Raw genomic sequence first — 12,782 nt, forward strand, 5'->3', positions numbered from 1 at the left:
CCGAAGCGGAACTTATTAGGATTTCACGCGCACATAGTCGCCCGGCGCCTCGCGCAGCGCGGGCAGGGCCCCTGTGCCCGGTTCGCGCGCTTCGACCTTTTCAGGCGCCTGCGTCGTGATCCAATTGACCCAGTCGAGCCACCAGGAACCTGCCGTTTCGGTGGCTTTGGTGACCCAGTCTTCGAAGGCGCCTTGCACCGGGCCGCCGGTCCAGAATTGGTATTTCGGCTTGTTGGGCGGATTGACCACGCCGGCGATGTGGCCGGAGCCGGCCATCACATAGCGCATCGGTCCGCCGAAGAATTTGGCGCCGTTGAACACCGATCGCGCCGGCGCGATATGATCTTCCTTCGCCGCCAGATTGTAGACGGGGATCGTCACGTCCTTGAGGCTGAGATGACGGCCATCGAGTTCCAGCAAACCGCGCGTCAGATTGTTTTCGAGATAGCAGTTGCGCAGATAGTACGAGTGATTGGCCGCCGGCATGCGGGTTGAATCGGAATTCCAGGCGAGCAAATCGAAAGCCGCCGGATCGACGCCCTTGATGTAGTTGTTGACCACATACTGCCAGATCAATTCGTTCGGCCGCAGCATGTTGAAGGCGGTCGCCATCTGCGCGCTGTCGAGATAGCCGCGCTCCATCATCTTCTTCTCGATGGCGGCGATATTCTCGGCGCCGGCGAACCATTTCAGATCGCCCGCATCGGTGAAGTCCACTTGCGTGGTGAAGAACGTGGCGCTGTCGATGCGGTCGTCGCGCAGTTGCGCCATCAATGCGAGAGCGATGGCGAGCAACGTTCCGCCGACGCAATAGCCGATCGTCGTTACATGCCGTTCGCCGGTGGCTTTCTCGACCGCATCGAGCGCGGCGAATATGCCCTCGTGGATATAGGCGGAGAAGCCCTTGCTTGCGTGCCGCTCGTCCGGATTGACCCAGGAGATGACGAACACCGTCAAACCCTGCTCGACGCAAAAGCGCACGAAGCTCTTCTCGGGGTTGAGGTCGAGCACATAGAATTTGTTGATCCAGGGCGGCACGATCAGCAGCGGCCGCTTGTAGACGGTCGGTGTTGTCGGGGCGTATTGGATCAGCTCGATGAGATCGTTCTGAAAGACCACCTTGCCTGGCGTCGTCGCCATGTCGCGGCCGAGCAGGAATTTCGAGGCGTCGGCCTGACGGATGCGCAGATTGCCTTTGCCGGCCTCGATATCCTCGGCGAACATCTGTAGGCCGCGCACGAGATTGGCGCCGTTCTCGGTCAGCGTCTTGCGCATCAGCTCCGGATTGGTGGCCAGGAAGTTCGACGGCGACAGGGCGCCGGTGATCTGCCTCAAATAGAAGGTGGCCTTGTCCTTGGTCGCCGGGTCGATCGTGTCGGCCTGGTCGATCATCTCGTTCGCCCAGCGTGTCGAGATTAGATAGGCCTGCCGCAGGAAATCGAACGCCGGCATGGCCTGCCAGGACGGGTCGGCGAAACGCTTGTCGCCCGGCTCCGGCACGGCCACGGGGGCGGTGTCTTCGCCGGACATGCGCTTCCAGGTCGCGCCCCACAATTCGAACAGGGAGCCGGTCAGTTTCTGCTGGGCTTCCATCGCCCGCTGCGGGTCGGCCAGCCAATAATCGGCGACAGCGCCGAAGGTGCGCACGGCATCGGCCACCTGTCCGGACGTGTCCGGCGCGGTCTCGCCCTGTTCGAACGGTTTGAGCCAGGCAGCGAGGGCCTTGCCGGTCTGCTCGGTGGCACGCGCCAGATTGAGCGACAGGGCCTCGAAATCTGGCACCGGAAAATCCTGCGGATTGTTGGCCTTGGCGTCGTTCCTTGAATCAGATTTCGAGGAAGCCTGCGGGCTGTCTTGCTTTGCCTCAGGCTTGACTTTAGGAGGCTCAGGCTTCACTTGCGGGACGGTCGGGGCTGGGCTGGGGACCGCGGCAGGGGGCAGGCTTGCCGCTTCCGGCTCCACCAGCAGAAGGGTGGATTCGCTCTCTTTCTTCCCTGATTTTCTACTTTTAGAACGCGTCGTCATGTCCATGACCGGAAAAGATGACGGTATGAGCCGTCATTGCAACACAATACGGAAATAATGAATGCTTTAGTCAATTCTCAATAGGGTTGAATGCGCATCGACGCTCCAATGGACAGACAAAGTGCTACAGCTTCGCGACATGAACAACCACCGTCGACCACATTCGATCCTTTTGGCGCTGCTACTTTTGGCCGCCGCGAGCGTCGGCGCTTACGCGCAGCAATCTACGGGCCAACAGGCGCCCGCCCGCCAGCAAAAAAACAACAGCTTTTTTGACACGTTGATGGAAGGCCCTCGTCTGACCACCACGCCGCTGGAAGCGCCGGAGTGGATGCAGCGCCGCCGCACCGGCCGCGAGCAGGAATTCGTGCCCATCGGGCCGCCGCCGAACCAGCCGCAACGGACGGTGCTTACCGAGGACCAGATCAAGGCCAAGGAGGCTGAGCTCGATGCCGTCGCCCGCCGGCACGACCAGATCGCCGGCCGCAAGGGCTATAAGGGCAAGATCGGGACGGCCTCGGCCCCGCCGATCAAACGGGTCAAGCCCAAGCCTATGCCTTGCGTGCTGACCTGCGAGACGGGTCTCGGCACGCCTACCAGAAAGTGATAATTAAGACGGTCTGGCGATGATTTGCTCATCTCCGGATTCACACCAATCGGGAATACTCTGATGTCTGAGGATTTTTATCGCGTACGCCGGCTGCCGCCCTATGTCTTCGAACAGGTGAATCGCCTGAAGGCACAGGCCCGGGCCGCCGGCGCCGATATCATCGACCTCGGCATGGGTAACCCGGACCTGCCGGCGCCCAAACATGTTATCGAAAAACTGGTCGAAACCGCGGGCAAGCCCCGCACCGACCGGTATTCCGCATCCAAGGGCATCCCCGGCTTGCGCCGGGCCCAGGCCGGTTATTACGAGCGCCGTTTCGGCGTGAAGCTGAACCCCGACACCCAGGTCATCGCCACCTTGGGCTCGAAGGAAGGCTTCGCCAACATGGCCCAGGCGATCACCGCGCCGGGCGACGTGGTTCTGTGCCCGAACCCGTCCTATCCGATCCACGCCTTCGGCTTTCTCATCGCCGGCGGCGTCGTCCGCTCGGTTCCCGCCGAACCGACGCCGGACTATTTCGTGGCGCTCGAAAAGGCGATCCAGCATTCGACCCCCAAGCCGATCGCCGTGGTCGTCTGCTATCCGTCCAATCCGACGGCCATGGTCGCGAGCCTCGATTTCTACAAGGACCTCGTCGCTTTCGCGAAGAAGCACGAGATCTACATTCTCTCCGATCTCGCCTATGCCGAGGTGTATTTCGACGGCAACCCGCCGCCGTCCGTCTTGCAGGTGCCGGGCGCCAATGACGTGACGGTCGAGTTCACCTCGATGTCGAAAACCTATTCCATGGCCGGCTGGCGCATGGGCTTCGCCGTTGGCAACGAACGTCTGCTGGCGGCGCTGGGACGCGTGAAGTCCTACCTCGATTACGGCGCCTATACGCCGATCCAGGTGGCGGCGGCCGCGGCGCTCAACGGCCCGGACGACTGCATCGAGGAGATGCGCCAGACCTACAAGCGCCGGCGCGACGTGATGGTGGAAAGCTTCGGTCAAGCCGGCTGGCATTTCGAACCGCCGACCGCTTCCATGTTCGCCTGGGTGCCGATCCCCGAGCGCTTTGCGCATCTGGGTTCGCTCGAATTCTCGAAACTGCTGATCGAGAAGGCGGATGTCGCCGTGGCGCCGGGCATCGGCTTTGGCGAACACGGCGATCAATATCTGCGCCTCGCCGTGGTCGAGAACGAACAGCGCATCCGTCAGGCGGCGCGCGGCATCCGCCGTTTCTTCGACAATGCCGACCAGACGCTGCACAACGTCGTGCCGCTGCGCAAACCGGCCTGATCGCTCCAGCCCAGCAGGGCTTGAGCCAGGGTTCAAGCGCGGGCGTCTCGCCGACGCCCGCGCTTTTTTCTTTCCAAGGCTCCGCGCCGAAACAGTCTGGATATCAGGGGGCTAGAGGCACGAGATCGGGGGCGGCTCCGGTCCCGAGCGAGCCTGCCCCGGTTTCCTTGATCGGCGGGGGGAAATGGGGCACAAGCGCAACGCCGCGTGGCTGTTCCGCCACTTTCGGCCGTTTCGTCCACCGTTTGTCTGGATCATTTCATGAGCACTCCCTTGCGTGTTGGCATTGCCGGCCTCGGCACTGTGGGCGCCTCCGTCGTCCGATTGTTGGAACGGCAGGCCAATTCCCTTGCCGCCAGCACGGGGCGCACGATCACGCCGGTGGCGGTCTCCGCCCGCAACAAGTCGCGCGACCGCGGCATTCATCTCAATGGTGCCAAATGGTTCGACGATCCGGTGGCGCTCGCCACCTCGTCTGAGATCGATCTGTTCGTCGAACTGATCGGCGGCGATGAAGGCCCGGCGCGCCAGGCCGTCACGGCGGCGCTCGATTCTGGCAAGCCGGTGGTCACCGCCAACAAGGCCTTGCTCGCCAAGCACGGCATGGAACTGGCGCAATTGGCCGAAGCCAAGAAAGTGGCGCTCGCCTTCGAAGCCTCCGTCGCCGGCGGCATTCCGATCGTCAAGACGTTGCGCGAGGGCCTGGCCGGCAATGAGATCAGCCGCGTCTATGGCATTCTCAACGGCACCTGCAATTACATCCTGTCGCGTATGGAGCTGGAAAAGCTCTCCTTCGACGCCTGCCTGAAGGATGCGCAGCGCCTCGGCTATGCCGAAGCCGATCCGACCTTTGACATCGGCGGTTTCGATACGGCGCATAAGCTCGCCATTCTCACCTCGCTCGCCTTCGGCGTTGCCGTCGATTCGGAGGCGATCCACGTGGAAGGCATCGAGCAGATCACGCTCGAAGACCTCAACGCCGCCGACGATCTCGGCTACCGCATCAAGCTTTTGGGCGTGGCGCAGCGCACCGCTGAGGGTATCGAGCAGCGCGTCCATCCGACCATGGTGCCGAAGACCTCGTCGATCGCCCAGGTGATGGGCGTCACCAATGCGGTGACGATCGATGCGGACGCGGTGAAGGAACTGACGCTCGTCGGCCCGGGCGCTGGTGGCGATGCCACCGCTTCGGCTGTCGTCGCCGACATCGCCGACGTCGCGCGGGGCATTCGCTCGGCGCCTTTCGGTCTGCCGGTGGCGCAATTGCAGAAGGCGCCGCGGCGCGAGATGCAGCGCCACGAAGGCGGCTATTACATCCGCCTGTCGGTCGCCGATCTCACAGGTGCCGCAGCCGCCATTGCCACGCGCATGGCCGAGCGCAAGATTTCGCTGGAAAGCATCATGCAGAAATCGCGCGGCGGCGCTCATGGCGCGGCGAGCGGCGATCCGGTCACCGTGGTGTTGCTCACCTATGCGACGAGCGAGGCGAACATCCGGGCCGCCTTGGACGCGGCCTTGAGCGACGGCTACATTGTCGGCCGTCCGCAGGTCATTCGGATCGAGCGCAAATAGCTCGCTGCCCGAACCGGCAAGGAGCATGCGATGGTTGAGCTTGTTATCAAGGAACAGGACATCATCGATCGCATGCTGGCGTTCGAGTTCGTCCGCGTGACCGAACGCGCCGCCGTCGCCGCCGCCGAATGGCGCGGGCGCGGTGATGAAAAGGCGGCGGACCAGGCGGCGGTCGATGCCATGCGCCGCGAACTCAATCGCCTGCCGATCAATGGTACCATCGTGATTGGCGAGGGCGAACGCGACGAAGCGCCGATGTTGTTCATCGGCGAGAAGGTCGGCACCGGCACGGGACCGGCCGTGGACATCGCCGTCGATCCGCTAGAGGGCACGACGCTCTGCGCCAAGGATATGCCGGGCTCGATCGCCGTCATGGCCATCGCCAATGCGGGCTCGCTGCTCAACGCGCCCGACGTCTATATGGACAAGATCGCCATCGGCCCGGGTTATCCTGCGGGCGTCGTCGATCTCGACAGGACGCCGGAAGAAAACGTGTTGGCACTGGCCAAAGCCAAGGGCGTGAAGCCAGGCGACATCACCGTGCTCATTCTCGATCGCCCGCGCCATGCAAAGCTCATCGCTGGCTGCCGCAAGGCCGGGACTAGCATTCGCATGATCACCGATGGTGACGTGGCCGGCGTGATCTTCACCGCTCAGACGGAAAGCACCGGCGTCGACATGTATATGGGCACGGGTGGGGCGCCGGAAGGCGTGCTGGCGGCGGGCGCCTTGCGCTGCGTCGGTGGTCAGATGCAGGGACGCCTCGTCATCGACAATGAAGAGAAGCGTCAGCGCGCCTTCAAGATGGGCGTCAAGGACCCCAAGAAAAAATACGACATGACGGAACTGGCGGCGGGCAATGTCATCGTCTGCGCCACCGGTGTCACCGATGGCGCGCTGCTGCGCGGCGTCAAATGGTCCGGCGATATCGTCGAGACCGAAACCGTGATCTACCGCTCCGTCACCGGCACGGTACGCAAGATCACCTCCGAACATCGCTCGATGGACAAGTTCGCGCGCGACTGAGCGGTTCCAGTATCATCACCGACAGCCGCGCAGCGGCCTTTACCTCGTCGCCGGGCCTTCGATCAGAACCTTGGCGCGGGCGATCACCTGCGGCGAGGCGTTGAGCATGGATTCCGCCGCCGCTTGCGTCTGCGCCGCTGAAGAGGGGCTGATGTCCATCTTCGTCTTGGCGGCCTCGGCAAGGAATTCCTGATCCTTCATCATTGTGTCGAAGGTTGCACGCAGCGCCGCCAGCCGATCGGCCGAGACGCCGGGCGTGGTGATGATCGAACGCGACATGCCGATGTCCGACGAGATGAATTTCAGTACCGCGCGATCCTCGTCGTTCTTCGCCAGTTCCCAGATCAGCGGCACATTGGGCAGGTCGGGCGCGCGTTCGAGGCCGATCTGAACGAGGATGTTGATTTTCTTTTCCGCCAGCCAATGCGGATGGCCGCTTTTCCAGGACGCCCAGGAATTGGAGCCGCGCCCGCCCACTTCACCTTTCTCCATGGCGAGGTTCACGTCGTTGCCGCCGGGATAGCCGGTGACGATACGGAACTTCGTGCCGAGCAGCGCGTTCATGGCAGCAGGATAGACGTAGGAGCTGGAAGCGGCACCCGGCGCGCCGACCACCAACTCCTTGTTGTAAACATCTTCGATTTTGGTGATGCCGGTCGTGTGCCAGGAGTTGATGACATTGGGCGTATTGGTCGTATTGCCGATCCAGCCGAACTGGCGCACGTCGAATTGAATTTCCTTGGCGCCGATGGCCTGCAGGGTCGGCATGTTCTGGAAGATCATGTGCAGGACGGTGCCGTCGCGCGGCGCCACTTTCGCCACCCAATTGGCCGCCGCCACGCCAAGGCCGCCCGGCATGTTACGCACGACGACCTGCGGATTGCCCGGCATCAGGCGGGGATAGTGACGGGCCACCAGCCGCGAACGCAGATCATAGTCGCCGCCTGGCGATGTCGGAACGATGAAGTCGATGGTTTTGTTGCGGTAAAATTCTTCCGGCGATTGCGCCTGCGCGATGCCGGTTGTGCAAGCGAAGACGATCAAGCCGATGGCGGCCATGCGCATTGTGCGTTTCCTTCCTCTGCCGAGCCGTGGGATCGGTCGGTCATTGTGCGGCGAAGGTGCTACAGAGTTAGGCAGGGCGCAAGTTGGTCGGCGTTCGACAGGCTTCTTGTTGCTGACGTCTATCAGCCATGCAGGCCGGGCGTACAAAAAGGCGCCCAAACCTATGTCAGGGAGGCTTGCATTGAGGGCAAAATTTCGGCAGCGTCTGTCTGAAAAACATTCACGGGAACGGGGACGAGGATGGACCTGAAATATCCGGACGAAGCGCAGAAATTCGCGGAGGAGGTACGGGAGTTCGCCCGCGCCGAATTGCCGGCGGCGATCAAGGACAAGGTGACCCGCCACGCTAAAATGTCTCCGGACGCTCAAATCTATTGGCAGCGCAAACTGTGCGAGCGCGGCTGGGCCTGTCCCGGCTGGCCGAAGCAATATGGTGGCCCGGGTTTCACCCCGTTGCAGCGCCATGTCTTCGATAATGTGATGTCGGAAGAGGGCGCGCCGCCGGCAGTGCCCTTCGGCGAGAGCATGATCGCGCCGGTTCTCTTCCACGTCGGTTCCGACGCGCAGAAGAAGGAAATCCTGCCGCGCATCCGCACCCTCGAATACTGGTTCTGCCAGGGCTTTTCCGAGCCAGGCGCTGGCTCCGACCTCGCCTCGTTGAAAACCCGCGCCGTGCGGGACGGCGACGAATGGGTCATCAACGGCCAGAAGACCTGGACCAGCTATGCCCAGTTCGCCAACATGATGTTCTGCCTCGTGCGGACCGATCCGGATGCCAAGCAGCAGGAGGGCATCAGCATGATGGTCTTCCCGATGTCGCTGCCCGGCATCACCGTGCGGCCGATCATCACCATGGACGGCGGCCATTCGGTCAACGAGACCTTCTTCGACAATGTGCGCGTGCCGGCCACAAGCCTCATCGGTGAGGTCAACAAGGGCTGGACCTATGCCAAGCTGCTGCTCGGCCATGAACGTACCAGCATTGCCCGTATCGGCCAGTCGAAGCGCGAATTGCGCATGTTGAAGACGCTGGCCGCCGATCAAGGCACGGGTGGCACGTCGCTGCTCGACAAGCCGGCCTTCCGCACCAAGGTGGCGGAGCTGGAAATGGAGCTGCTGGCGCTGGAAATCACGGCTTTGCGCGTTCTGGCGCAAGATGGCGCGCCCGGTGTCGAGGCCAATCTGCTCAAGATCAAGGGATCCGAAATCCAGCAGACCCTGACCGAGTTGTTGATCGACGCGGTCGGTCCTTACGCGCTGCCGTTCGATCCGAACCGCGGCGTCGGCCTGGGCAATATGGACTATATCGGCCCGGATGAAGCGGCGGCTTTGGGGCCGACCTATCTTTCGACGCGCGTCGTGACGATCTATGGCGGATCGAACGAAATCCAGCGCAACATCATCGCAAAATCATTGGGGCTTTGAGCGACATGGACTTCGTTGCAACCGACACGCAGGCGATGCTGCGCGATACGGCCGACCGGCTCGTGCGCGACCGCTATGATTTTGAAGAGCGTAAGAAGATCGTTGCTTCCGACGACGGCTTCTCACGCAAATTGTGGAAAGAACTCGCTGACCTCGGCCTGCTGGGCATCGAGATTCCGGAAGAGCAGGGCGGCAGCGGCGGCACTTTCGCCGATGTGGCCGTGGTACTCGAAAGCTTCGGCAAGGGCTTGGTGGTCGAGCCTTATCTATCGACGGTGGTTCTCGGCGCCGGACTGATCGCGGCGGCCGGCTGGGAAGCGCAAAAACACGACATTCTGCCGAAAGTCGCCTCCGGCGATATGCTGTTGGCATTGGCCTATACCGAGGCGCACTCCCGCTACGCGCTGAACCACGTGGCGACCAAGGCGCGCAAGGATGGCGCCGGTTATGTGATCGACGGTCACAAGGCGGTCGTTCTCGGCGCCGACACGGCGGACAGACTGATCGTCAGCGCCCGCACCTCCGGCGAGGTCGACGATGCGAGTGGCATTTCGCTCTTTCTCGTCGATCCGAAGGCGGAAGGCGTCAGCATGCGCGCCTTTCCCAATCTTGACGATCGTCGCGCCGCGGAAGTGACCTTCGACGGCGTGAAGGTCGAGGCGAGTGCCCTTGTCGGCGCCGAAGGCGATGGTTTGCTTCCGCTCGAAGCCGCCATCGATCGGGGCGCCGCAGCCGTCGGCTGCGAAGCATTGGGCGCCATGGGCGCGCTGAATGCCTTGACGCTGGACTACCTGAAGACGCGTACGCAGTTCGGTCGGCCGATCGGCAAGTTCCAGGTGCTGCAACATCGCATGGCCGACATGGTGATGGCCGAACAGCAGGCCCGTTCCATGCTGTTCCTGGCCATCGAACAGGCCGACGCCAAGGATCCCGCCGCCCGCGCTCAGGCCATCTCCGCCGCCAAGGCGCAGATCGATGCCTGCGGCCAAGTGGTCGGTCGCGGTGCGATCCAATTACATGGCGGCATCGCCATGACGATGGAATATGTTGCCGGTCACTTCTTCCGTCGCCTCACCGCTCTTGAAAAGATGATGGGCGATAGGGATTATCACCTGGAGCGGTTCGCCATTTAGACGGAGAGACGAAGCGGATGGTGGTGCTCACGAGCAAGCAATCCGCTTCCCCACTTCGGCGAGGGGCCATCTACCTGATCTCCGCGCTATCGGCCTTTGGGGCGGGCGCGGCCTTGGCGCAGGATAGCGATGGCGGTTCGGATAGCGACTACGACGACAATTACGATGAAACGCTGAATCCCGGCCTTGGCCGTACGCCGCGTTTCATCTTCTCACCCTCCGTGCGGGCCGGCGTGCGCTATCGCGTCAATTCCGATTTTTCGCTCGACTTCATGGTGCGCCATAAACATGCGGGCCTCGAACCGCCGATGGTGGTGCGTGGCACCAATGCGTCGGCGGCCGTGCGGGCCTCGCTCCGCATCGGCGAGTTCAACTGGCGCAATCAGATCGACGTGAAGCAGACCTTCGTCAATTTCTATGGACCGAAGGACTATGCGGCGCTGGTCGTTTCAACGGGCCTGTCGCGGGAATTCGCGCTCGGCGAAAGCGGCTGGAATTTCACACCGATCGCCAGCGTGGCCTTCCAGCAAGCGAACGACCGTTTGCTCAACCGCTTGAAATATTCGCTGGAAGGCGCGTTCGGATATAATCTCACGGACCAGCTGAGTGTGAGTTTCGGCCCGCGCGCCGAAGTGCGTGTCTATACGTCCTATCCCTTGCATCGCGTCGATACGATCTTCGCTCTTGGCGGCGGCTTCGATTACGAGGTGACGAAAGGGTTCAATATCGGCAGCGAGCTGAGCTACCAGTTTTCCAAGAGCAGCCTGAGCCGGGCGCGTTTCTCGCAATGGCTGCTGGAACCGCAGATCAAAGCGCGCTTCACGTTTTAGGAGAATACTCGCTCTTGGTGTCATCCCGGACGATTGCGTAGCAGTCGATCCGGGATCCAGGAGCAAAAAGGCAAGTATGCCGATTACAGAAATTCTACCACTCGCCCCTGGGTCCCGGATCGCGCTTGCAGCGCGTCCGGGATGACACCGAGGCGGAGTGTTAATCCTTTACTCCGGCTCGAACATCAGAAGATGCGTGCCGTTGGAAAGCGGTGCCCAATAGGGCTTCACCTTCAGGCCGATCTTCATCTGCTCGAGCGAGCAATTGACCATATTGCCCATCACATTGACGTTCTCGGGCAATTTCACCACGGCGATGAAGAACGGCTCATGGCCTTGGAAGGGCGGGCGGGCGCGCCGCGCGATCGTGAACGAATAGACCTCGCCATGGCCTTTGACCTCGTGCCATTCGAGATTGCTCTTCTTGCCCGTGTAGATCGATGTCGGGCGCGGGAAGAACTGATATTTGCCCACTTCCTTGTCGTATTGGATGATGAGCTTCTTCTCGCGCGTCGCATCCCAGAACGGCTTTGAGAACGAACGCCACTTGGGCGGATCGCGCACGATGTTGAGTGTGTCGTTGATCGTGTTCATGAGCTTTCCTCAACCGTTGGGCGTCAAGATCATGACGACGCTGGAGTTCCAGTTGCGGGCGTAGGGAATGCCGCCGATCCCGGTGACGAGGGCGTTCTTCGTATTCTTCACCTGGCGTTTGTCGCCTTCGCCGAAAAGCTGGCGCACAGCTTCGACCAGATTGGTGCCGCCGCCGGCAAGGCCGCACTGGCCGGCCGAAATCTGGCCGCCGCCCGTGTTCAGCGGCAGATCGCCGAGATGATTGAATTCATGCTCGCGAATGAAAGCCGCGCCTTCACCCTGCTTGCAGAAGCCAAGCATTTCGAACTGCAACATGATGGCGATGATGAAATCGTCATAGGGGTGGATCGAGGCGATATCCTTGGGCGCGAGACCCGCTTGTTTGAATGCTTTTGCGCCGGCGACACGATGGCCGGTATCGGTGACATCGACCATGCTCTCGCTGGCGCGATAGGTGGTGCGCTCGCCATAGCCGATCGGCGTGACGATCTTGGTCAGGCCCTTGCGCGCCGCGTTCTTCTTGCTGGTGATGAGCAGGCCGCTGGCGCCGTCGCACACCATGACGCTGTCGAGCAGGCGCACCGGATCGGCGATCAACCGCGAGTTGATGTAGTCATCGACGGTGATCGGCTTGCGCAGCTTCTCGCAGGCGAGATCGTTCAGCACGGCACTGTCGCGTTGCGCCACGGCAAGCTTGCCGAGCGCCCGCAGATCCAGGCCGAACTGGTGATCGTAGCGGCTGCTGATGAAGCCGAACGAGGTCGGCGGGCCGAGCAGCCCCTGCGGCACCTGCCATTCCTGCTGGAAGCTGCGCGGACGCTGATTGCTCTCCGCCTTCTGCGTATCGGCAAAGAGGCACAGCACCGTGGTGCACAGGCCCGCATCGATGGCGATGGCTGCGCGGGCCAGTGCGCCCGTCGGCGAACAGCCGCCGATGTCGACGGTCTGGCAGAAGTCGACTTCCAAGGCGAGATGGTCAGCTGTCGTCTGCGACCAGAAGCAATTGCCGGCGCCGGTCATCGACGACGACAGGATCAGGCCGTCGATTTCCTGTTTTTCAAAGCCGGTGCGGTTGAGTAGGTCTTCGAGAATCTCGGCGCCCAATTCCCAGACGTCGCGATCGGACTGTTCGACGATCTTGGTTTCGGCAAAGCCGACGATCGCAGTGTCCTGCATTCCCATGGGTTCACTCCCTCATGAATTTTCTTGCGGCGGACCTTT

At 62.0% G+C, this 12,782-nt stretch carries 11 protein-coding genes; 7 read left to right on the forward strand and 4 right to left on the reverse strand.

Going from position 1 to position 12,782, the window contains the following annotated elements:
• Window positions 1–15: 15 nt before the first annotated feature.
• Window positions 16–2,025, reverse strand: a complete 2,010-nt coding sequence (locus OIM99_RS12530) for a PHA/PHB synthase family protein (RefSeq protein WP_409371512.1) — start codon at window positions 2,023–2,025, stop codon at window positions 16–18.
• A gap of 121 nt (window positions 2,026–2,146) precedes the next feature.
• On the opposite strand from OIM99_RS12530, the gene OIM99_RS12535 reads away from it, so the two are divergent.
• The 4 genes from OIM99_RS12535 to glpX all read left to right on the forward strand — a co-directional run bounded on the left by OIM99_RS12535 (window position 2,147) and on the right by glpX (window position 6,514).
• Window positions 2,147–2,632 (forward strand): hypothetical protein, encoded by a 486-nt coding sequence (locus OIM99_RS12535; RefSeq protein ID WP_311850747.1) that lies wholly within the window; start codon window positions 2,147–2,149, stop codon window positions 2,630–2,632.
• 63 nt (window positions 2,633–2,695) lie between these two features.
• Window positions 2,696–3,916 (forward strand): LL-diaminopimelate aminotransferase, encoded by a 1,221-nt coding sequence (locus OIM99_RS12540; RefSeq protein ID WP_311850748.1) that lies wholly within the window; start codon window positions 2,696–2,698, stop codon window positions 3,914–3,916.
• 261 nt (window positions 3,917–4,177) lie between these two features.
• Window positions 4,178–5,488 carry a homoserine dehydrogenase gene (locus OIM99_RS12545; protein WP_311850749.1) on the forward strand — a complete coding sequence of 437 codons (1,311 nt, stop codon included), beginning with the start codon at window positions 4,178–4,180 and terminating at the stop codon, window positions 5,486–5,488.
• Between the two features lie 30 nt (window positions 5,489–5,518).
• Window positions 5,519–6,514 (forward strand): class II fructose-bisphosphatase, encoded by a 996-nt coding sequence (glpX, locus tag OIM99_RS12550; RefSeq protein WP_311850750.1) that lies wholly within the window; start codon window positions 5,519–5,521, stop codon window positions 6,512–6,514.
• A gap of 39 nt (window positions 6,515–6,553) precedes the next feature.
• On the opposite strand, the gene OIM99_RS12555 is transcribed toward glpX, so the two are convergent.
• Window positions 6,554–7,579 (reverse strand): tripartite tricarboxylate transporter substrate-binding protein, encoded by a 1,026-nt coding sequence (locus tag OIM99_RS12555; protein ID WP_311850751.1) that lies wholly within the window; start codon window positions 7,577–7,579, stop codon window positions 6,554–6,556.
• A 240-nt stretch (window positions 7,580–7,819) separates the two neighbouring features.
• Between OIM99_RS12555 and OIM99_RS12560 the strand changes: the two genes are divergently transcribed.
• Genes OIM99_RS12560 through OIM99_RS12570 form a run of 3 tightly spaced genes read left to right on the forward strand, consistent with a single transcriptional unit; the run spans window position 7,820 to window position 10,967 of the window.
• Window positions 7,820–9,004, forward strand: coding sequence for an acyl-CoA dehydrogenase family protein (locus OIM99_RS12560; RefSeq protein WP_311850752.1), 1,185 nt, complete (start codon window positions 7,820–7,822; stop codon window positions 9,002–9,004).
• A 5-nt stretch (window positions 9,005–9,009) separates the two neighbouring features.
• Window positions 9,010–10,137 (forward strand): acyl-CoA dehydrogenase family protein, encoded by a 1,128-nt coding sequence (locus OIM99_RS12565; RefSeq protein ID WP_311850753.1) that lies wholly within the window; start codon window positions 9,010–9,012, stop codon window positions 10,135–10,137.
• Between the two features lie 17 nt (window positions 10,138–10,154).
• Window positions 10,155–10,967, forward strand: coding sequence for a hypothetical protein (locus tag OIM99_RS12570; RefSeq protein WP_311850754.1), 813 nt, complete (start codon window positions 10,155–10,157; stop codon window positions 10,965–10,967).
• Window positions 10,968–11,135: 168 nt separating this feature from the next.
• On the opposite strand, the gene OIM99_RS12575 is transcribed toward OIM99_RS12570, so the two are convergent.
• Both OIM99_RS12575 and OIM99_RS12580 read right to left on the reverse strand, forming a co-directional pair.
• Window positions 11,136–11,561, reverse strand: coding sequence for a Zn-ribbon domain-containing OB-fold protein (locus tag OIM99_RS12575; protein WP_311850755.1), 426 nt, complete (start codon window positions 11,559–11,561; stop codon window positions 11,136–11,138).
• 9 nt (window positions 11,562–11,570) lie between these two features.
• Entirely contained in the window at window positions 11,571–12,743 is a 1,173-nt protein-coding gene (locus OIM99_RS12580) for a thiolase family protein (RefSeq protein WP_311850756.1), read from the reverse strand.
• Window positions 12,744–12,782: the final 39 nt, after the last annotated feature.

The sequence above is a fragment of the Methylocella sp. CPCC 101449 genome (assembly GCF_031921685.1).
Lineage (GTDB): Bacteria > Pseudomonadota > Alphaproteobacteria > Rhizobiales > Beijerinckiaceae > Terripilifer.